Below are 18,461 nucleotides of genomic sequence, written 5' to 3'. Positions count from 1 at the left end.
ATCGGATGGTTTAAGGCGCTGCTTTAAAGCCGGTTACTTCCAAACCGAAGCCGGTCAGGCCGTTCATAGAAGAGGGTTTGCCCATCACGCGCATTTTTTTTACGTTTAAGCCCACAAGAATTTGGGCACCGATGCCGTAGGTTTTTCTGTCCCATTTTTTGACTTGGAAAGTGTTTTTCGGCAGCGTGCGGTCGAGTAAGGCATCACCGTCTTCTGTGCGGTGCAGCAGGATAATCACGCCGCTGGGCGCGTTTTGGATATGCTCGAGCGCTTTGGGCAGCGGCCATGAATGATTGGGATCGGCTTGCAGGAAATCCATCACGCTGAAAGGTTCGTGCACGCGCACAAGTGTTTCCGTTTCGGGCGAGAGCTCGCCTTTCACTAAAGCCAAATGGGTTTCTCCGGAGAGTTTGTCCACGTAAACATGCTGCTGGAAAGTGCCCCATGGCGTGTGCACGGTGGTATCGCCCATTTCTTCAAGCAGGCTTTCGGTGCGGCTGCGGTATTCGATTAGGTCGGCGATGGTGCCGATTTTGAGGTTGTGTTCTTCGGCGAACTTCAGTAACTCGGGCATACGCGCCATGGTGCCGTCGTCGTTGAGGATTTCGCAGATAACGCCGGCAGGAGAAAGGCCGTTCATTTCGGCTAAATCAACAGCTGCTTCGGTATGGCCGGCACGCACCAATACACCGCCTTTTTGGGAGCGCAACGGGAAGATATGGCCGGGTTGTACGATGTCTTCGGGTTTGACGTTCGGCGATACGGCGGTTTGAATGGTAAGCGCGCGGTCGGCAGCCGAGATGCCTGTGGAAATGCCGTGTGCCGCTTCGATGGAAACGGTAAAGTTGGTACCGTATTGTGCGCCGTTTTTTTGGGTCATTTGCGGTAGGTTGAGGCGGTCGACCATGGCATCGTTCATCGGCAGGCACACCAAGCCGCGGGCATGTTTGATCATGAAGTTGATGGCTTGGGGGGTAACGAATTGGGCGGCCATAACGAGGTCGCCTTCGTTTTCACGGTCTTCCGCATCGGTGATGATGACCATTTTCCCGGCCTTGATGTCGGCCAGAATTTCGGGAATCGGGGAAATTTGCATAGTATCGGAGCTTGTTGTTTGAGTGTTGAGAGGTTGCGGATTTGCAGCCGGAGCAGGCTCGGAATGGTTACCGTCGAGCCACATCTCGGGCATGCCGGCAGATTGTTCGATTTTTCGGGCTTTTCGTTCACCGAAAGGCTTGTTTTTCAAGAGTGTAGAAAGTTCGCCTTGATTTATGCCGGTTTCAGCAGCGAAAAGAGATTGCCGCCCTTGATGCAGGCGGTCTATCCATAAACGCAGGTTTTTGCGGCGTAAGTCGGCGAGATTCATGCTGGTAATCTTGTAAATCGAAAAGCGGATATTACGCTTGCCGGGAATGAAAGTAAAGTTTTAGATGGTTTTGTAGATTTTACTTTAAAGTAAATTTTGACTGAAGATCAATGCCTGTCTGAAAAATAGTTTTCAGACAGGCATCTCTCTGGGCGATAATTTAAAAAACAATCAATCAGTATTTTAAGAAGCAATATAACTACAATGATTTCAATGATGCCGGGTGCGTATTAAATTTGACAAATCATAGCCTTGCGATTTAGCTTGGGTTAGATAAGATTGGTAAGTTTCTTCATCCATATGCGGTTGGCGGGAGAGGAGCCATAAATATTTTCTGTCCGGCTGACCAACCATTACGTTTTCATATTCCTCATCCAAGGCCATAATCCAATAAGGGGCTTTACCAACGGGCAACCAGCGTAGGACTTTGGGCAGGAAAGAAACCTTCAGCTTGCTGTTGGATTCATTTTGCGCACGGGCAAGCCCTTCTGCTTCCGACCAACTCCCATCCGCCTGCCTGCAGCGATTAACAACTTTAATGGTTGTATCTGCATTCAAAGTATAAGTGGCTGTTACATCAGCGGCACATTGTTTTTGAAAAGGCATCGGTAGGCGTGCAATTTCATACCATGTGCCCATGTATCTTGCCACATCTACCCGTTCGACAGTTTGCAAATCGGAAGACTCTGAGCCACGCGCAATCATGGCTGTTAATGCCAATCCCAGAAAAACGGACAACTTAAATTTCATCTTTCACTCCTGTTTAGTAACCCATATTTTTGTCGTATAGCCAACCGTCGGCTATGACGGGTGTAGGATTTTTAAGCTTACCCCAACCTTATTGCGTCAGAGGTACTAACACGCTCATGCCGGGGCGGATATTGTTTTGCGGTTGGACAGGGCGGGCTTTGATTTCGAAAGTGCGCATATCAAAGCCGTCGTTGTTTCGTGTGGCACGCCATGTAGCGTAGTCGGCCAGCACTTTGCTGGCGAACACTTTGAAACGCACCGGATTGTCGCCGAGTGCGGGAATGGTGCCTTCGAATTCTTTGCCCAAAGAGAAAGCTGCCAAATAATCTTCGCGTACGTTCAATACCACCCACTGGTCTTTTAAATCGACCAGCGTTACCACTGGTACGCCTTGGGGTACGATGGTGCCTTCTTCTACCATCACATCTGCCACTTGGCCTTTAATCGGGCTTTTTAAGTTGGCTTCGTTTTGCGCCACTTCGGCTTCTTCCACTTTGGCGGCTACCTGTTTGGCTTGTGCTTCGGCGGCTTCCTTATCTTCGGTGCGTGCGCCTGTTTTTGCCATATCGTATTGTGCTTTGGCGGCGGCGGCCTGTTCGCGGCTGGCAACGAAGTTGGTGTAGGCTTCGTCGCGTTTTTGGCGCGACATCAAGCCTTCATCGGCCAGGTTCTGCACGCGGCGGTAAGAGGTTTCGGCAAGATCGGCAGCGGCTTGTGCGCGTTTCCATTGGGCGCGAGCCATTTCGATTTCCTGCGGGCGTGCGCCGTGTTCGGCTTTGCGTGCCACTGCTTCGGCGGCTTCCTGCGCGGCTTTGGCTTGTTTGATTTTGGCTGTGATTTCGGGGCTGTCCATTTCAATCAGCTGTGTGCCGGCTTCGATGTTTTCTCCTTCTTTTACCAAAATCCTGCTGATCCGGCCGGGTACTTTGGCGGCAATATCGGTTTCTTGCGCATCCATCTGGCCTTGTAACACAACCGGTTCGGGCTTGGCAGCCAGCCACACGCCGTAGGCGATGATGCACACCAAAATCACCAATACGATAACCAGGGCGGTAGAGTGGGTTTTGTTTTCACTTTTTGTCATGGTTTATCTTTCTTTTTCAGACAGGCATCAAAGGAATGCCTGTCTGAAAGCATGTTTTGTTCAATCACTTGGGTTTCATCAATAATTTTACGTCGGCTTTGCGCTCGTAATCGGTAAGCCGTTCGGGCACGCCGCTGCTTTCGAGCAGTTTGGCCAGCGACTGCACATAGTCGTTGGCGGCTTTTGCGCGTTCGGTTTCCGCTTTGGCAAACTCGGTTTCGGCTTTCATTAAATCGGCTACGGTGTTAACGCCTTCCCGCAGCCCGGCTTTTTTCAAACGGAGTACTTCTTTGGCGAGGTTGACGTTGCTGCCGCGGCGGATGTAGTCGTTGCGGGCGTTTTCCACATTGCGCCAATGTTTTTCCACCAGCAACATGATGTTTTCGCGCAATTCTTCATCGCTTTGCTCGGCCTGGATAATCTGCTGCATTGACGCACTGCTCATTTTGCGGCGGTCGATTTGGCTGTAGAGTGTCCAGCTCATATTGACGCCGGCTACCCAACTGCCTTTTTCGCGCGTTTGATAAGCGCCGAACAAATTGACATTGGGCATATAGCGTGCCTGGCCGGCCTTATGGACGGCTTCGGCCTGATGCTTTTTGGCATTGACTTTTTTAAAGCCGGGATGGTTGGTTGAAGCCAAATCTTGAAAATATTCGACCGGCTCTATGGGCTTGGTGAGGATGAAAATCGGGGTGGTTTGTCGGACGGGGGCATTGCGTTTGAGCAGGCGGCGCAAGGCGGTTTCGGCCAATATGGCATCGTTATGCGCTTTTTCGGCATCGCGTTTGGCATTTTCAAACGCAGCTTGTGCTTCCAAGCGCTCGACTTTGGCAATCAAGCCTTCCTCGAAAGCCCGTTTGGCGGTGTGGTCGTAACGGGCAATGGTGCGCACGGACTGGTCGTGCAGGCCGGCGGCCATGCGCGCAAGCTGGGTGCCGAAATAGCGTTCGGTTAATGTGCTGCTTAATTCGTTGGCGGTAAGCGAGGTGTCGGCAACTGCTTCGTCGGCACGGGCTTTCAGAAGATTTTTCACGGCTTTGGTGGAGCCGCCGTTGTAGACGGGCCAAATGGCGATGAGCGAAGCATTGCTGCTGCTGCCCCGTTTATCGTAGACGATTTCGTCGGGTATCCCTGAGGAAATGCGGTTTGCCGTGTTGTTCAGCAAAGAGGAAATGGAAGGGTCTATACCGCTTAAAGATGCGCTGTTGCCGCCACGGTCTAGGGCGTGCTGTTTGATGTCGTCCACATCCACGTCTCCGCGCACGCGGTATCTGGAGGCTGATGCGTCCAATACCAAGCTGGGGCCGCCCAATCCTTTGGCTGCTTCGCTTTGCAGCAGGCGTGCTGATTCAAAAGCTTGGGCGGCGGCAAGTTTGGGCGATTGTGCCATTAATTCCGACCGAGCTTCTTGAAAGCTCAATGCGCTTGAACGGCTTGGTTCGTTGTTTTCCTGCTCTGTGTGTGGGATAACGGGCAGCTCTTCAGCCAGCGGCGCTGCATAGAGCGGGAGCGGTGCGAGAAAAGGCAGGCAAAGTAAAGGTAAAACGGTGTTTCTCATGGTTTGTGGTTTGGTTAGTGTTTCTGCGTAAGTTTTCAGACAGGCATCAATCCCAATCCTCTGCAATGAAGCGCATGGGTTTGCCTTGCGGGCTGTTTAAAATCAATTCGTGCCCTTGTACGGTGTAGCTGTTGATGCTGTCGAGTTTGTTTAAAAAGGTTTGCTCCAGCTGCATGGCCGGCCCGCAATACATTCGGGTGGCCGCTGCGCTGCTGAAACCGATTCGGCCTGTATCGTCCATTGTTTCCGCGCTGAACATCAATTGATTGCAGCCCATGTAGGCATGTATTCGAGGTAATTTTGTCCAGTCCATTTTGGCTTTGGCGGCAGTAAGCTGGTCGCGGCTGAAGCCTTCCATTTCAACCAGCATCCACACGCGTTTGATTTGAGCCGGATTGTCGGAAACCTGCTTGGTCGCTTGCGGTGTGGTGCAGGCTGCAAGAAGAAGGGCGGCGGAAGCAATTAGGGGAAGCTTGTTCATTGTTTTTTACCTTATGCGTGGGAAATGTAGAAGTGATTGTACACGGATTCAGCCTCGAAAGATGCCTGTTTGAAAAGTTGCCGGCTTTCAGACAGGCATTATAGAAAGGAGCCAAGTATTTCAGCCTTATGATATACAAACTTTCCATCCATTATTACAATGTATAGTTAATTCATTAAAAAAAATCACGCGCTTGCCGTATTTGGGCTGTGGTTTGACAATATGTTTTTTCTAAATTAACTGAGAAGAAATCGGTATGCATTGGCTTTTTCTTGCACTGGCCATCGTGAGTGAGGTGTTCGGCTCCTCAATGTTGAAGATGAGTAACGGATTCACGAAGTTATGGCCGACCATAGGTATGGGCTTGGGATTTGCCCTGTCGTTTTATGCGCTTTCGCTGGCTTTGAGGGCCATCCCTTTGGGTATGGCTTATGCCATTTGGGCAGGTGTGGGGCTGGTGCTGACTTGTTTGGTAAGCGTGGTGTTTTTCGGGCAGAAAGTGGATGCGCCCGGAATCGTCGGTATCGGGTTGATTTTGGCGGGCGTATTGGTTTTGAACACGCTTTCTCGTATGAACGGACATTAAAAGATTTGGCAGATGATGCCTGTCTGAAAGCGGTTTCAGACAGGCATTAATGTCATACTCGCTGCATTACCGGAGTTTAAGATATTCTGGTCAAGCCCGAGTATGACAAATGTAATATTTTAAGTTGGTAAACGATAAAAACCGCATGGCGCCGGAAGCTTTTTAATCCGCCCGGTTTTTAAGTTGGTTCACATAACGCTGCCCGGATTCGGTTAGTTGCAGAAAACGTGTTTCGTGCGACGGCTGGTAAACATAGCCTCTGGCCACAAATGCAGCGAGCAGTTCATGTCCCAGCCAGCCTGCCAAATGGGGGGATTTTTCCGTCCAATCCATGCAGGCGGCCGTGTAGGGCGGATATTCGCGGATGTCGATATCCAAACCGGTCAGCCAGTTTAACCCTTTATCGGTAAGGTTGAAGCGGTCGTTTTTCTCATCCAGTTCGATTAATCCGGCATTGCTGAGTGCGCGGCTGATTTCTATGGCGATTCTGCCTGCCATATGGCCGTAGCATACGCGCAGGGTGTGGCTGTGGTGCGGTGCCGAACGCTGCTCTTGCGGCACGAGCATGGCAAGCTGCTGCAAGGCAGCCATGATGCCCGAGTTGCTGATTCGGTATAGGCGGCTTCTGCCTTGCTGCTTCATGCTGATCAGCCCGCCGTGGAGCAGCTTGCTTAAATGTACGCTGGCGGTTTGCGCGGTAATGCCGGCGGCGGCTGCCAATTCGGTTGCGCTTAATTCTTCGCGGCCGATTAAAGCGTCGAGCATCAAAGCACGACTGGGGTGGCCGATTAGGTGGGCAGTGTGGGTGAAATGATGGGCGAGTGACATGAGGTTCCCTTTTTTCAGACAGGCATTATAAGGTTTTCTGACGGCGTGGTGCGGCGCAGGCAGGTTTAATCTTAAACGCATTTTCCGGCGCTTATTTCGTTAAGCAACGAAATGAGGGCAGGGCGGCTTATGCTAATTTGCTCTGACCGTTTCATGATAAGGGGCAATGTTATGCGATTGGTCTTCGGCATTGTGTTTAGTTTGTTGTGGTCGTCTGCCTTTATTGCCGGTAAATACTGTTTGGAATATCTGCCGCCGCTGGATGTGTTGAGCTTGCGTTTTTTGCTGGCGGCCGCGCTGCTTTTTGCGCTTTGTTGGTGGGTAAAACGCAGCGGGCGGGGCGGCAGCGGTTGGGCGGATAAGCACTTGTGGCTGCACGGTATGGCTTTGGGCATGTTGAATTATGTGCTGTACCTCGGCTTTTCCTACACCGGGCTTCAAACGGTACCGCCCGAGCTGGTGGTGCTTTTGGTTTCGACCATGCCTTTTGTAACCACGCTTGCGGTGTCTTGCGTGAAGCGTAAATGGTCTTGGTTGCAGTGGTTGGCGATCAGCTTGGGATTTTTGGGCGTGTATATTGTGTTGTCGGTAAGAATGCCGGAAACGGGCTGGAGCATCGGTATTGTGTGGGTTGTGCTCGGCATGTTGGCGTTGGCCGGCGGCACGCTGTTTTACCAGTTCACAGCTTCCCTCCATCAGGCCTTGCCGCTTACTGGCATTCAGAATCTGTTCGGCGGGCTGATTTTGCTGCCTTTTTCCAATCCGCTGCAATGGCCTGCCGCTATGGCAGAGCCGGTGTTTGCGTTGTCGCTTTGGTATCAGGTGGTTGTGGTGTCCGGTGTGGCGATGGTAATGTGGTTTCAGCTGGTGCGCTGGTTCGGCTCGGACAATGCTTCGGCTTTTCATTTGCTCAACCCTATTTTTGCCTCTGTGTTGGCTTGGTGGTTTTTCGGTTCGGATTTGGGTATGGCCGATGCTGCGGGCACGGTGTTGGTGGTGCTGGCTTTGGGTATGCTCAACCGGATCAGGCGCAAGGTGGGATGATTGAAAAAGCATGCCTGTCTGAAAATTTTTTCAGACAGGCATTTTTCGTTTAAAACCGCTCGGTTTATTTGCGGCTGCGGCTTTTCTTGTGCTTGCTGCCGCTTTCGGCTTTGGCTGCTTTCGTTTTGGCTTTTGCAGGCTGTTGGGCAACCAGCGTGATTTTGCCGTCGACAAGCTTCAGCGTTTTGCCGGACTTGCCGGATTTACCCGAAGCGCGGGAGCCGGTTTTTTCTTTAGCGGTTTTATCGGCGCGGCGGGATTTTACCGTTTTGGCTGCTGGTTTTTCCGTGTTTTTGGCGGCGGTTTTCCTGCTCCGTTTTTTGCTTTTTTCACCGCCACGGATTAGGGTTAAATCAATCCTGCTGGTATCCAAATCGGCGCGCGCCACTTTTACGGTAACCCGGTCGCCCATCGAGAAACGCACGCCGCTGCGTTCTCCTTCTATCGCCATGATTTCGGGGCGGTAGTTGAAATAATCTTCACCCAAATCGCTGATGTGGATTAGGCCTTCGATATGAATATCGTCTAAAGTAACAAATACGCCGAAGTTGGCCATGCCGGAAACTTTGCCTTTAAACACTTCGCCCACTTTATCCCGCATGTAATAGGTTTTGAGCCAATTTTCCACATCGCGGCTGGCGTCGTCGGCCCGGCGTTCGGTAAACGAGGTGTGCACGCCCATAGCCTGCCACGGCTGCTTGGGCTTGTAGGATTCGCCTTGCAATACGGCTTTGATGGCACGGTGCACGGTTAAATCGGGATAACGGCGGATAGGCGAAGTGAAATGGGCATAATGCTCGTAAGCCAGGCCGAAATGGCCTTCGTTATTGTGTTCATACACTGCCTGCTGCATGGAACGCAGCAGCATCACTTGCAGCAGCTCCTGATCAGGCCTGTCTGAAAACTGCTCTGCCAGTTTGGCGTAGTCTTTCGGCGCAGGTTTGTCTCCGCCGCCCAAGCTCAAGCCGAGCAAAGCAAGTTGCTCCCGCAACGCGGCCAGTTTTTCAGGCGTCGGCCCCAAATGGTTGCGGAACAATGCGCCGTGTTGGTTTTTCAACAGAAAATCTGCCGCGCATACATTGGCGGCCAGCATGCACTCTTCAATCAGCTTGTGTGCATCGTTGCGCACCACGGGCACAATCCGCTCGATTTTGCCGTTATCATCAAAAAGCATTTGCGTTTCAATGCTTTCAAATTCCATCGCGCCGCGTTGATGGCGTTTCTTTTGCAGGATGCCGAATAGCTTGTATAAGGTATCAAGCTCTTTTTTATGCGGATTGTTTTCACCGCTTTCCAGCCACTGCCAAACTTGAGTGTAAGTCAAACGGGCGTGGGAGCGCATCACGGCAGGGTAAAACTTATATTCTTTCACATTGCCCAAATAGGAAATCTGCATGTCGCATACCATGCATAAACGGTCAACATCCGGGTTTAGTGAACAAATACCGTTAGAAAGCTTTTCCGGCAGCATCGGAATCACGCGGCGCGGAAAATAAACGCTTGTGCCGCGCTCGTAAGCATCCTTATCCAAATCATCGCCGGGCGTGACATAGTGGCTCACATCGGCAATCGCCACCACCAACCGGTAATTGCGCCCCTGCTTTTCTGCATACACGGCATCATCAAAATCCCTCGCAGTTTCGCCGTCTATCGTTACCAAAGGCAAATCGCGCAAATCCACACGGCCTTCTATATCTTTTTGAGACACGTTGGAAGGAATCTTTTCGGCAGCTTTCAGACAGGCATCGCTAAATTGGTGCGGCAAATGGTGTTTGCGCACGGCAATTTCGATTTCCATGCCGCTGTCTGCATAATCGCCCAAAATTTCAGTTAGCCGGCCCACCGCAGGATGAAGCCCTTCGGGGTAACTTTCAATTGCAGCCATAACCACTTGGCCGGATTCCGGCTTGAACGAAGCCACAGACTCCGGCTCAAGCAGAATCGTTTGGTTGAGCCGCTTATCTTCCGGCACCAGCACGCCGACACCGCGTTCCAAATAGAAACGGCCTACCACATCTTTATTGGCACGCTCCAATATTTCCAAAACCTGCCCTTCGCGCCTCCCGCGGCGGTCAACACCGCCCGGGCGCACCATCACAATGTCGCCATGCATCAGCCCGCGCATCTGTTTTTCATATAAAACAAAGTCGCCCTGTTTGTTGTTTACCAAAGGCACGGCAAAGCCGAAACCGTCTTTATGCGCATCAATCCGGCATTTCACCAAAGCCAGCTTATCGGCCACACACACGGCACCCCGGCGGTTGATCAAAACCTGCCCGTCACGCGCCATGGCTTTGATTCTACGTTCGAAAAATTCATATTCATCGGCAGAGATAGATAATTTCTCAGCCAATGTGGCAATTTTCAGCGGCACACCTTCCTGCTCCAGCAGGTCGATTACCCATTCCCTGCTCGGCAAAGGATGCTCATAGCGTTGTTTTTCACGCTCCAAATAAGGGTCTTTTTCTCTTAAATTTAAAGGTTTAATATTTTTCTTCATTTTTGTTCGTTTTTCTGATTGACATTTTTTTTGAAGGTTTTATAATCATGTGCTTCGTTTCAAGTGTAAGCACTTTAACGTAAATTACATATTAAAGCAAAGCCCAGGTGGCGGAATTGGTAGACGCGCTAGCTTCAGGTGCTAGTATCTTCACGGGTGTGGAAGTTCGAGTCTTCTCCTGGGCACCAGCCAAAATTTGCTTTGATTATAATTTAATTTCAAGCCCAGGTGGCGGAATTGGTAGACGCGCTAGCTTCAGGTGCTAGTATCTTCACGGGTGTGGAAGTTCGAGTCTTCTCCTGGGCACCAGATTGAAAGCGGCCTAACTGGATAGGGTTGGATTGTTTGTTTTTCAGACAGGCATTCTTGCCAAACACTTGAAAAAACAATACAATTTGATTTCCACAGAGAGGTGGATGAGTGGTTGAAGTCGCACGCCTGGAAAGCGTGTATACGTGAATAGCGTATCGAGGGTTCGAATCCCTTCCTCTCTGCCAGATTTTATGTTTAAACAAATTGTTTAAATTGCAAAAAACAAAAAATAAGACCAAGTATAATACTTGGTCTTATTTTTTATCTTTAAATTAGAAACTTTCGATAGAACTAACGGTCATGTTATATAAACATGGCATTGATTCAATACGAATTTAATAAGGATATTACCTTAAACTCTCTATTGCTTTTGTTGTGCTTTCGGTTGTGAATTTTTTATTGACTCCCAAACACGAAGGCATTCCTTTTAGAAGATTGCTGGAAGTCTGTTTTTAAAAATCAAAAAACAGACTAATGATTGGTGGAGGCGGGGGGAATTGAACCCCCGTCCGAAAGTCCTCTACAAAGCGTTCTACATACTTAGTCTTGCCTACTTGGAATCTTGCTCCCATTCCGCCGACAGACAGGCTGTTTGGAAGCCAGTTACCTTAAATCTTATTTTCTGCCAAGTAACCCGACAGAAAACCAGTCAATGTAAAATGACGTTGCCGTAGCTTGCGCTACACAGCCCATCGACCAACTGTTGCAACGGCTAGCCTTAAGCGGCTAAAGCGTAAGTTTCGTCGTTTGCGACTATTTTCGTTCAGTGTTTTACGGGAATCTGAGACCCCGGTATGCCCGCATCTGCTTCGCAACCCCCGTCGAAACCAAGATCGCCCCCAGATAGGAACGGGTTATTATACGCGAAGAGCTTATGAATTACCAGCTTGGCGTTTGAAGGTATAATGCCTGTCTGAAAACTCGGTAAGGGCAATGATTATGTATGATGTGAATACGCATGATGTGCGCCGTTTTTTTGCGCATGTTTGGCAGAATAGATTGATGCCGCTCCAATTGGATGCTTTGCAGCAAAAAGCTTTGCGCATTATTGAGGCGCACCCCGAATACGGCCGGTATTTGGAAAATATTGAAAACTATTTGGATAAAAGTTGGACTCCGGAAGAAGGAGAAACCAATCCTTTTCTGCATATGTCGCTACACTTGTCGATACAGGAGCAGGTGGCGATTGATCAGCCGCCGGGCATACGCGCGATTCACGAACAATTGTGTGCCAAACACAGCGGTAATTGGGTTAAGGCTGAACACGATATGATGGATGCGCTGGCGGAAACCATTTGGGAAGCGCAACGCTTCGGGCGGGGTTTGGATGTGAATGCTTATATGACCCGTTTGCGCAAGCTGGTCGGATTGGGGCAGGAAGATAATGCCCGCATCAATCCGCACGAGGTGGGTGCGTCGGATAAAATCAGCGGCCGCTAAACGGCTTGAGCCATATATTAAATGCCTATCTGAAAGCTTACTTTTAACGGATTTGGCTTTCAGACAGGCATTGTTTGTTATTCCGCTTCTTCAATCCAAGCCTGCTGCACGGCTTCCAGGATGCGTTCGCCGCAATGGGCAGGGTCATCGTCGAAATCGGGTAGGGCGAGAATCAGCTCTCGTAAACGGGTAAAGCGGATGGTTTTCGGGTCGATATCGCCGTGGGTGTCGTATAGCTCTTCGGCGATGCGTTGGGTGTCGGTCCATTTCATGGCGTGTTCCTTTATGGTGTTCGGACAAGCTTTTTTGATTAATGGTGTTCGCGCGCGTGGTTGATGGTGTATTTGGGGATTTCCACTACCAAATCTTCATCAGCCACTTTGGCTTGGCAGCTCAGGCGTGAATCGGCCTCCAACCCCCATGCCTGATCGAGCAGGTCTTCTTCGATTTCAGACGGCTCTTCCAAGCTGTCGAAACCCTGCCGCACGATCACGTGGCAGGTGGTACAGGCGCAGGATTTTTCGCAGGCGTGATCGATTTCGATGTCGTTGTCGAGCAGCAAATCGCAAATGGTTTGGCCTTCGGGCGCATTTTCAATGACTTTACCCTCAGGACAGAGTTCGGCGTGTGGGAGTATGGTTACTTTTGGCATGTTGTGTCTATGTTTAAAGGCAAATTAAAAATTATTAGAAAGATTTAAATAAAGAGAATTAAAAGATTATTTAACTTTGATCACGAAATCTCTTCCACCCTCTGCCCCGTCAAAGCACGCTTGATATTTCTATCCATACGTTTAGCGGCGAAATCATCGGTAGCATGTCCTAACGCGGATACGGCGTTGCGGATTTCGTCGGCATTGCCTGTCTGAACGAGATTCTGCAAAGCGGCGATGCTGTCGCGGATGGCGGTAAGTTCGGTTTCGTTGAGCAAATCGCCGTCCATTTCCAATGCGGCTGCTACGGCTGCAATCAAGCCTTCGGCTTCTACAACGGCTTCGGCGCGGGCGCGGGCGGCCATGTCGTCGGAGGCGTTCGACATGCTCTCTTTCAGCATGTTGGTGATGGTTTCGTCGTCGAGACCGTAGGAAGGTTTCACTTCGATTTGCGCCTGCACGCCGGTGGATTGTTCGCGGGCGGATACGGAAAGCAGGCCGTCTGCATCCACTTGGAAGGTAACACGGATGCGGGCGGCGCCGGCCACCATCGGTGGAATGCCGCGCAAGGTGAATTTGGCGAGGCTGCGGCAGTCGGACACAAGTTCGCGTTCGCCCTGCACCACATGAATAGTCATTGCGGTTTGGCCGTCTTTAAAGGTGGTGAACTCTTGGGCGCGGGCGGTGGGCAGAGTGCTGTTGCGCGGGATGATTTTTTCTGCCAGCCCGCCGTAGGTTTCGAGGCCGAGCGACAACGGGGTAACGTCGAGCAGCAGCCATTCGTCTTCGTTTTTATTGCCTGCCAGCACATTGGCCTGCATCGCCGCGCCGAGTGCGACCACTTGGTCGGGGTTGAGGTTGTTGAGCGGCGTTTGGCCGAAAAAGGTAGCCACGGCTTGCTGAACGTGCAGCATGCGAGTGGAGCCGCCCACCATAATCACGCCTTTTACATCGGCTTTGCCCACACCGGCATCTTTCAAGGCTTGCTTCACCGGCTCGATGGTTTTGGCAACCAGATGTTGCGTAAGCGTGTGGAATCCTTGGCGGGTAACGGTGGTATCGACTTGGCGGTCGTCTGAAAGCACGGTGCGCACGGTGGCGCTGGTGTCGGTAGTCAAGGTTTCTTTGGCGGCACGGGCAAGGCTGAGCAGCAGTTGGCTGTCTTGCTCGTTGAGTTGGGACAAACCGTTTTGTTCGAGCAACCAGCAGAACAGGCGGTGGTCGAAGTCGTCTCCGCCGAGTGCGCTGTTGCCGTTGGTGGCTTTCACTTCAAACAGCCCTTTGGTGAGCTGCAATACGGATACGTCGAACGTGCCGCCGCCGAGGTCGTACACCACAAACGTGCCTTCCGAGCGGTTGTCCAAACCGTAGGCAATCGCGGCGGCGGTCGGTTCGTTGAGCAGGCGCAAAACGTTTAATCCGGCCAAACGCGCGGCATCTTTGGTGGCTTGGCGTTGGGCATCGTCGAAATAGGCAGGTACGGTAATCACGGCACCGACAAGCTCGCCGCCGAGGTTTTCTTCGGCACGCTGTTTCAAAGTGCGGAGGATTTCGGCAGACACGTCAATCGGCGTTTTGTCGCCCGCACGGGTGTGCAACTCGATAATGCGTTCGTTGCTACCGAAGCGGTAAGGCAGATAGCGGGCTCCTTGCTGAACATCTTCCAAAGTGCGCCCGATCAAACGTTTGGCGGAGCTGATGGTGTTCACGGGGTCGATTTTCTGAGCCTTGAGTGCGTCGTAACCGACTTCGATATCGTCTCGGCCGCAATAGCGCACAACCGAAGGCAAGGTAACGCGGCCTTTTTCGTCGGGCAGGCAAACTGCGCTGCCGCTTTTAACGGAGGCGACGAGGCTGTTGGTGGTGCCCAAGTCGATGCCGACGGCCAAGCGGTGTTGGTGCGGAGCGGCAGACATGCCGGGTTCGGCGATTTGCAGAAGTGCCATGTTGTGTGTGCCTTTGAGGGTTATTTTTAGCTGGCGCGTATTCTAACAGATTTGGGATAGTTGAGTAAATCAGTCGGAAATAAAACATGCCTGTCTGAAAGCGGATTGGGCAGCTTTCAGACAGGCATGGTTCGGGCGGTTTATTTTGCGCCGTATTGGTTGAGCTGGGCAAGCTCGGCAAGGGCTTTTTGGTAGTCTTCTTCGCCAAGTTTGGTAAGGCGGATTTGGTAGACGGTTTTGCCTTCCTGTTCAACCGGGAAAATCTGCCACAGGCCTTCTCGGTGGTAGCGGTCGAGAATGGCGCGCACGAGCGTTTTCATTTCGGCGCCTTTATGTGCTTCGCCTATGCTGCGGCCGATGGCATTGTTGCGCAAATCAACGCTTTCGTCGGCATCGTAGAGCTTGTTGAATTCGGTTTTGTTCGGGTCGGGCGGCGTGTTGTCTTTTTCATAGGCATCGCCGGCTTCTTTGGCCAATTCTGCGCTGAAACGGGAGGTGATGGCGGCCTGCCATAAGGTGTGGCGCACGGCGTTGACCTGCGTGCCGCGGTTGTTTGGGTTGGCTAAGTCGTCCAAACCGAGGCGGATGGAAAAGCGCACGGAATTGGTGGTGATGTTGCGCGCGCGGTCTGCTTTCATGCCGATTTGGTAGGCGGCAATCGGATGTTTGACCACGAAGCGCAAGGCTTTTTCTTTGCGCCCTGCGTTGGTGGGCGGGCTGCATGCGCTGAGTGCGAGCGCGGAAATCAGGGTAAGCAACAGTGTTTTTTTCATTTTGAATATGTTGGTTGGATGTGGGGTTTGCTGTGTTTGGGGCGGCTGCTCAATATTTGTGCATTTTGAACTTGCCGATGCCTATCTGAAAGCGGTTTTACGGTTTTCAGACAGGCATTTACATTTTATGGTAGGGCGCTTTGGATTTCTTTGCGCAGTTTGTCGAGAAAGCGGCTCTGCCGAACAAGTGCGGCGGCGGTTTCGGTTTGGTTTTCGGCAAAGGCGGCGCTCAGTTGCCGGAACAATCCGCTTTGTTCGCCGGCGATTTCCTCATCAAGTGCGCCGAGCGCGGATTCATCGTGCTCTGCGCGGGCGCTTTCCAAAGTTTCGCGCCATTCCATTTGCTGCATCAGAAATTCGGGGGCAAACGCGGTGTGCTCGGGCGCGTCGGCATCTATTCCCTGCGCTTGCAGCAGGTAGGCCGCGCGGTCGGTGGGGGATTTGAGCGTGCGGTAGGCTTCGTTAACGGTGGATGCCATCATCATGGCTTGTCGCTGCTCAAACGAGGATGCGGCGGCGTATTTGTCGGGATGGAACTGGGCGGCTAGGCGGCGGTAGATTTGTTCGATTGCCGTTTCGTCGATGTCGAATGTGGGCGGTAGGTTGAAAAGTTCGAAATATTGCATATCGGTAAGAGCGGTTTTCAGACAGGCATTAGTGTAGGACGGTTGTTTTTCGGAAGCAAGAGGCTTGTGCCATAGCGGTTTATGCCTGTCTGAAAACGTTTTGCAGCGGGCGGATTTGCTCCAGGCGGGCGCGGCCGATGGCTTCGGCGGTTTTGTGCGGTTCGCCGGCGTGTTCGGCCGCGATGGCGGCGGTGTTGACGCTTTGTGCGGCGGCCAGCAGCGCAAGCCAGCGTTCGCGCTGGAGGTAGGGCGTGTTTTCCTGCCCCAGCCTGCCTTGATGGTCGGCTTGGCAGACGTTAAGTGCCTGCTTGAAACGTTCGCTGCGGCGGAAGGCATCGGTTTGCTTGAGGGTTTTCAACACGGTTTGCGGTTTGAGCCGGGCGACGCTGTGGAGCTGGATATGCCAGCGGCAAACCAGTTCGGCCAGTTCGCTGCACGCTTTGGGCACGCGCCAGCGGGTGTTGACGGCGCGCACGGGTTCTATGCCGGCCAAATCGTGGCCGTGGTGTTTGGGCAGGATGTCGGCGGGTGTGAGCGCTTTGCCCAAGTCGTGGAGCAGGGCGGCATAGCGTTCGGGCAGGCTCAGGTTGAGGTCGGCGGCACGCTGCAACACCATCAGGGTGTGGATGCCGCTGTCGATTTCGGGGTGGTAGTCGGCGCGTTGCGGTACGCCGAATAAGGCGTCGACTTCAGGCAGAATCACGCTCAATGCGCCGCATTCGCGCAAGGTTTCAATCATGCGGGCGGGATGTTGCTCCATCAGGCCGCGGGCGAGCTCCTGCCAAACGCGTTCGGCCACCAAAGCGTCGGCTTCGCCGCTTGCAACCATTTGCCGCATCAACTGCATGGTTTCGGGCGCAATGCTGAAGCCGTAGCGGGCGGCGAAGCGGGCGGTGCGCAGGATGCGGACGGGGTCTTCGGCAAATGCGGGGGAAACGTGGCGCAGGATCCGGTTTTGCAGGTCGGCTTGGCCGCCGTAAGGGTCGATGATGTTGCCTTCGCTGTCTTGCGCGATGGCGTTGATGGTAAGGTCGCGCCGCATCAGGTCTTGCTCGAGGGTAACGCTTTTGTCGGCGTGAAAGGCAAAGCCGGTGTAGCCTTTGGCGGTTTTCCGCTCGGTGCGCGCCAGCGCGTATTCTTCATGGTTTTCGGGGTGGAGGAATACGGGAAAATCTTTGCCGACTGCGCGGTAGCCCAAGTCGAGCATGGTTTGCGCGTCGGCGCCGACCACGACCCAGTCGCGGTCTTGGGTGTCGATTCCGAGCAGGGCGTCGCGCACGGCGCCGCCGACAAGATAGGTTTGCATAGTGAGTGATGCCTGTCTGAAAGGTGCGGGTTATTTGAACAATTCGTCGTGGCGGCTGAAAAAGTCGATGGCTTGGGCGAGTTTTTCTTCATCGAGGCTGGCTTTCAGGTCGCGCGCGATTTCACGCAGGGCTTCTTCGCGCAATGCTTGCTGCATACGCATTTCCGCGTTTTCCGGGCTGAGCTTCATCTGTACGTTGAGCTTGATGTTGTGGCTGTCGAGCATATAGAGGGCTTCGTCGCTGAAGATAAACGGCTCGCTTTGGGGCGGTGCGTCCCAGCGGTCTTCGTTTATCGGATACCATTGGCTGCGTCCCTGCGGCTTGATGAATTGATTGCCGATACCGTAAATGTGGCGGTATTTTTGTGAAATGTATTTTTTCATATGCGGATGCCTGTCTGAAAAAGCCGGGCGTTCAGACAGGCATTATATAGGGTTAAATTGTTTTGCAAAGGTTTCACTTTGTTTGATACCAGTTTAACCAGCCGATGCTTTGCATAAATTCGATGTTGGCCGGCCCGTAGGGTTGGCTGTAAAAACGGGCGAATTTTTCGCGGTAGGGGAATTTTTCGCGCGCTTCGCCGAATTCGGTCATGGTTTGCTCGTAGGCGGCGAGGTTTTCAGACGGGCATTGGTCCGACGGATATTGGTTTTCCGCATAGGCGGCCGCTTGGGGCAAACGCGGTTTGACGCGCATTTCTACATTAGGCGTGCCGATGCAGAGACCGACAACGGGGAAAGTGTGCGGCGGCAGCTTGAGCATTTCGGCCAATTGCGGCGCAATCAGGCGGATACCGCCTGTATAGCAGACGGCATAACCCAAGCTTTCGGCTGCGGTTGCCGCGTTTTGTGCGGCAAGCACGGCATCGGTCACGGCAGTCATAAAGGCATCTGGAGTGCCTGCGGCGGCAAACGTGCCTTCATAAGCTTGGCGGCACAAGTCGGCTTTGTGCAGGTCGGCCAGGAAAATAAAATAAATGGCGCATTGTCCGATTTGCGGATTGGCCGGGAGCTGCTCGGTGATGTGTTGGCGCAACTCTGGGGAAGTGATGTTGATGATGGTGTAGTGCTGGCCGTTCATCCATGAGGGCGCTTGGCGGGCACAATCGATTATGGCCTGCAAATGCTCTTGCGGCAGGATTTCTCCGGTTTTAAAGCTGCGGTAGGTGCGGTGGTTTTTTAACAATGAGATGGTGGAATTCATAT

The 18,461-nt window shown here is 52.4% G+C and carries 18 protein-coding genes, 3 tRNA genes and 1 other RNA gene; 6 read left to right on the top strand and 16 right to left on the bottom strand.

Going from position 1 to position 18,461, the window contains the following annotated elements:
* Positions 1 to 10: 10 nt before the first annotated feature.
* The 5 genes from ribBA to EL143_RS09705 all read right to left on the bottom strand — a co-directional run bounded on the left by ribBA (position 11) and on the right by EL143_RS09705 (position 5,242).
* Positions 11 to 1,366 carry a bifunctional 3,4-dihydroxy-2-butanone-4-phosphate synthase/GTP cyclohydrolase II gene (gene ribBA, locus EL143_RS09725; RefSeq protein WP_085416130.1) on the bottom strand — a complete coding sequence of 452 codons (1,356 nt, stop codon included), beginning with the start codon at positions 1,364 to 1,366 and terminating at the stop codon, positions 11 to 13.
* 210 nt (positions 1,367 to 1,576) lie between these two features.
* Entirely contained in the window at positions 1,577 to 2,116 is a 540-nt protein-coding gene (locus tag EL143_RS09720; RefSeq protein ID WP_085416131.1) for a lipocalin family protein, read from the bottom strand.
* An 88-nt stretch (positions 2,117 to 2,204) separates the two neighbouring features.
* On the bottom strand, positions 2,205 to 3,200 hold the full coding sequence (locus tag EL143_RS09715) for an HlyD family secretion protein (protein WP_085416132.1): 996 nt from the start codon (positions 3,198 to 3,200) through the stop codon (positions 2,205 to 2,207).
* Positions 3,201 to 3,264: 64 nt separating this feature from the next.
* Positions 3,265 to 4,761 (bottom strand): TolC family protein, encoded by a 1,497-nt coding sequence (locus tag EL143_RS09710; protein ID WP_085416133.1) that lies wholly within the window; start codon positions 4,759 to 4,761, stop codon positions 3,265 to 3,267.
* A gap of 46 nt (positions 4,762 to 4,807) precedes the next feature.
* Positions 4,808 to 5,242, bottom strand: coding sequence for an META domain-containing protein (locus EL143_RS09705; protein WP_085416134.1), 435 nt, complete (start codon positions 5,240 to 5,242; stop codon positions 4,808 to 4,810).
* 256 nt (positions 5,243 to 5,498) lie between these two features.
* Here EL143_RS09705 and EL143_RS09700 point away from each other — a divergent pair, with 256 nt between their 5' ends.
* Positions 5,499 to 5,828, top strand: coding sequence for a DMT family transporter (locus tag EL143_RS09700; RefSeq protein ID WP_085416135.1), 330 nt, complete (start codon positions 5,499 to 5,501; stop codon positions 5,826 to 5,828).
* Positions 5,829 to 5,990: 162 nt separating this feature from the next.
* Here EL143_RS09700 and EL143_RS09695 read toward each other — a convergent pair whose 3' ends face one another.
* Positions 5,991 to 6,737: an ArsR/SmtB family transcription factor gene (locus EL143_RS09695; protein ID WP_232001282.1), complete on the bottom strand. Its 747-nt coding sequence runs from the start codon at positions 6,735 to 6,737 to the stop codon at positions 5,991 to 5,993.
* Positions 6,738 to 6,827: 90 nt separating this feature from the next.
* Between EL143_RS09695 and EL143_RS09690 the strand changes: the two genes are divergently transcribed.
* On the top strand, positions 6,828 to 7,700 hold the full coding sequence (locus EL143_RS09690; protein ID WP_232001281.1) for a DMT family transporter: 873 nt from the start codon (positions 6,828 to 6,830) through the stop codon (positions 7,698 to 7,700).
* Between the two features lie 64 nt (positions 7,701 to 7,764).
* Here the strand turns inward: EL143_RS09690 and rnr are convergent, their stop codons facing one another.
* Positions 7,765 to 10,200 carry a ribonuclease R gene (gene rnr, locus EL143_RS09685; protein WP_085416136.1) on the bottom strand — a complete coding sequence of 812 codons (2,436 nt, stop codon included), beginning with the start codon at positions 10,198 to 10,200 and terminating at the stop codon, positions 7,765 to 7,767.
* A gap of 101 nt (positions 10,201 to 10,301) precedes the next feature.
* Between rnr and EL143_RS09680 the strand changes: the two genes are divergently transcribed.
* The 3 genes from EL143_RS09680 (at position 10,302) to EL143_RS09670 (ending at position 10,697) form a co-directional block, all read left to right on the top strand.
* Positions 10,302 to 10,388 (top strand) — tRNA-Leu (locus tag EL143_RS09680).
* A gap of 34 nt (positions 10,389 to 10,422) precedes the next feature.
* A tRNA-Leu gene (locus EL143_RS09675) sits at positions 10,423 to 10,509 on the top strand.
* A gap of 97 nt (positions 10,510 to 10,606) precedes the next feature.
* A tRNA-Ser gene (locus EL143_RS09670) sits at positions 10,607 to 10,697 on the top strand.
* A gap of 294 nt (positions 10,698 to 10,991) precedes the next feature.
* On the opposite strand, the gene ssrA is transcribed toward EL143_RS09670, so the two are convergent.
* Positions 10,992 to 11,353: a transfer-messenger RNA gene (ssrA, locus tag EL143_RS09665) on the bottom strand.
* A 98-nt stretch (positions 11,354 to 11,451) separates the two neighbouring features.
* Here ssrA and EL143_RS09660 point away from each other — a divergent pair.
* Complete coding sequence (locus EL143_RS09660; protein ID WP_085416137.1) at positions 11,452 to 11,952, top strand: DUF1841 family protein; 501 nt, start codon at positions 11,452 to 11,454, stop codon at positions 11,950 to 11,952.
* A 77-nt stretch (positions 11,953 to 12,029) separates the two neighbouring features.
* On the opposite strand, the gene iscX is transcribed toward EL143_RS09660, so the two are convergent.
* The 8 genes from iscX to EL143_RS09620 all read right to left on the bottom strand — a co-directional run bounded on the left by iscX (position 12,030) and on the right by EL143_RS09620 (position 18,459).
* A complete protein-coding gene (gene iscX / locus EL143_RS09655; RefSeq protein ID WP_085416138.1) occupies positions 12,030 to 12,224 on the bottom strand; it encodes a Fe-S cluster assembly protein IscX in 195 nt (64 codons plus the stop codon).
* 38 nt (positions 12,225 to 12,262) lie between these two features.
* The gene (fdx, locus tag EL143_RS09650) at positions 12,263 to 12,604 is read right to left on the bottom strand and encodes an ISC system 2Fe-2S type ferredoxin (RefSeq protein WP_009116708.1); all 342 of its coding nucleotides are present in this window, start codon (positions 12,602 to 12,604) and stop codon (positions 12,263 to 12,265) included.
* 80 nt (positions 12,605 to 12,684) lie between these two features.
* The gene (hscA, locus tag EL143_RS09645) at positions 12,685 to 14,550 is read right to left on the bottom strand and encodes a Fe-S protein assembly chaperone HscA (RefSeq protein WP_085416139.1); all 1,866 of its coding nucleotides are present in this window, start codon (positions 14,548 to 14,550) and stop codon (positions 12,685 to 12,687) included.
* 140 nt (positions 14,551 to 14,690) lie between these two features.
* The gene (locus EL143_RS09640; RefSeq protein WP_085416140.1) at positions 14,691 to 15,323 is read right to left on the bottom strand and encodes a DUF6973 domain-containing protein; all 633 of its coding nucleotides are present in this window, start codon (positions 15,321 to 15,323) and stop codon (positions 14,691 to 14,693) included.
* 125 nt (positions 15,324 to 15,448) lie between these two features.
* Positions 15,449 to 15,949 carry a Fe-S protein assembly co-chaperone HscB gene (gene hscB / locus EL143_RS09635; RefSeq protein ID WP_085416141.1) on the bottom strand — a complete coding sequence of 167 codons (501 nt, stop codon included), beginning with the start codon at positions 15,947 to 15,949 and terminating at the stop codon, positions 15,449 to 15,451.
* 79 nt (positions 15,950 to 16,028) lie between these two features.
* Entirely contained in the window at positions 16,029 to 17,255 is a 1,227-nt protein-coding gene (locus EL143_RS09630) for a multifunctional CCA addition/repair protein (RefSeq protein WP_085416142.1), read from the bottom strand.
* 30 nt (positions 17,256 to 17,285) lie between these two features.
* A complete protein-coding gene (locus EL143_RS09625) occupies positions 17,286 to 17,639 on the bottom strand; it encodes a hypothetical protein (protein ID WP_085416143.1) in 354 nt (117 codons plus the stop codon).
* 73 nt (positions 17,640 to 17,712) lie between these two features.
* A complete protein-coding gene (locus EL143_RS09620) occupies positions 17,713 to 18,459 on the bottom strand; it encodes a nitroreductase family protein (protein WP_085416203.1) in 747 nt (248 codons plus the stop codon).
* Positions 18,460 to 18,461 lie beyond the last annotated feature (2 nt).

Origin of the sequence: Neisseria canis (assembly GCF_900636765.1) — a bacterium.
GTDB lineage: Bacteria > Pseudomonadota > Gammaproteobacteria > Burkholderiales > Neisseriaceae > Neisseria > Neisseria canis.
This window is presented reverse-complemented; position numbering and strand designations above follow the sequence as displayed.

Bases quoted from the DNA above. Each gene is read 5' to 3' on its own strand.
- EL143_RS09715 (WP_085416132.1), bottom strand. From the start codon at position 3,200: ATGACAAAAAGTGAAAACAAAACCCACTCTACCGCCCTGGTTATCGTA.
- EL143_RS09660 (WP_085416137.1), top strand. From the start codon at position 11,452: ATGTATGATGTGAATACGCATGATGTGCGCCGTTTTTTTGCGCATGTT.
- hscB (WP_085416141.1), bottom strand. From the start codon at position 15,949: ATGCAATATTTCGAACTTTTCAACCTACCGCCCACATTCGACATCGAC.
- fdx (WP_009116708.1), bottom strand. From the start codon at position 12,604: ATGCCAAAAGTAACCATACTCCCACACGCCGAACTCTGTCCTGAGGGT.
- EL143_RS09720 (WP_085416131.1), bottom strand. From the start codon at position 2,116: ATGAAATTTAAGTTGTCCGTTTTTCTGGGATTGGCATTAACAGCCATG.
- hscA (WP_085416139.1), bottom strand. From the start codon at position 14,550: ATGGCACTTCTGCAAATCGCCGAACCCGGCATGTCTGCCGCTCCGCAC.
- EL143_RS09700 (WP_085416135.1), top strand. From the start codon at position 5,499: ATGCATTGGCTTTTTCTTGCACTGGCCATCGTGAGTGAGGTGTTCGGC.
- rnr (WP_085416136.1), bottom strand. From the start codon at position 10,200: ATGAAGAAAAATATTAAACCTTTAAATTTAAGAGAAAAAGACCCTTAT.
- EL143_RS09710 (WP_085416133.1), bottom strand. From the start codon at position 4,761: ATGAGAAACACCGTTTTACCTTTACTTTGCCTGCCTTTTCTCGCACCG.
- iscX (WP_085416138.1), bottom strand. From the start codon at position 12,224: ATGAAATGGACCGACACCCAACGCATCGCCGAAGAGCTATACGACACC.
- EL143_RS09620 (WP_085416203.1), bottom strand. From the start codon at position 18,459: ATGAATTCCACCATCTCATTGTTAAAAAACCACCGCACCTACCGCAGC.
- ribBA (WP_085416130.1), bottom strand. From the start codon at position 1,366: ATGAATCTCGCCGACTTACGCCGCAAAAACCTGCGTTTATGGATAGAC.
- EL143_RS09695 (WP_232001282.1), bottom strand. From the start codon at position 6,737: ATGCGTTTAAGATTAAACCTGCCTGCGCCGCACCACGCCGTCAGAAAA.
- EL143_RS09625 (WP_085416143.1), bottom strand. From the start codon at position 17,639: ATGAAAAAATACATTTCACAAAAATACCGCCACATTTACGGTATCGGC.
- EL143_RS09640 (WP_085416140.1), bottom strand. From the start codon at position 15,323: ATGAAAAAAACACTGTTGCTTACCCTGATTTCCGCGCTCGCACTCAGC.
- EL143_RS09630 (WP_085416142.1), bottom strand. From the start codon at position 17,255: ATGCAAACCTATCTTGTCGGCGGCGCCGTGCGCGACGCCCTGCTCGGA.
- EL143_RS09705 (WP_085416134.1), bottom strand. From the start codon at position 5,242: ATGAACAAGCTTCCCCTAATTGCTTCCGCCGCCCTTCTTCTTGCAGCC.
- EL143_RS09690 (WP_232001281.1), top strand. From the start codon at position 6,828: ATGCGATTGGTCTTCGGCATTGTGTTTAGTTTGTTGTGGTCGTCTGCC.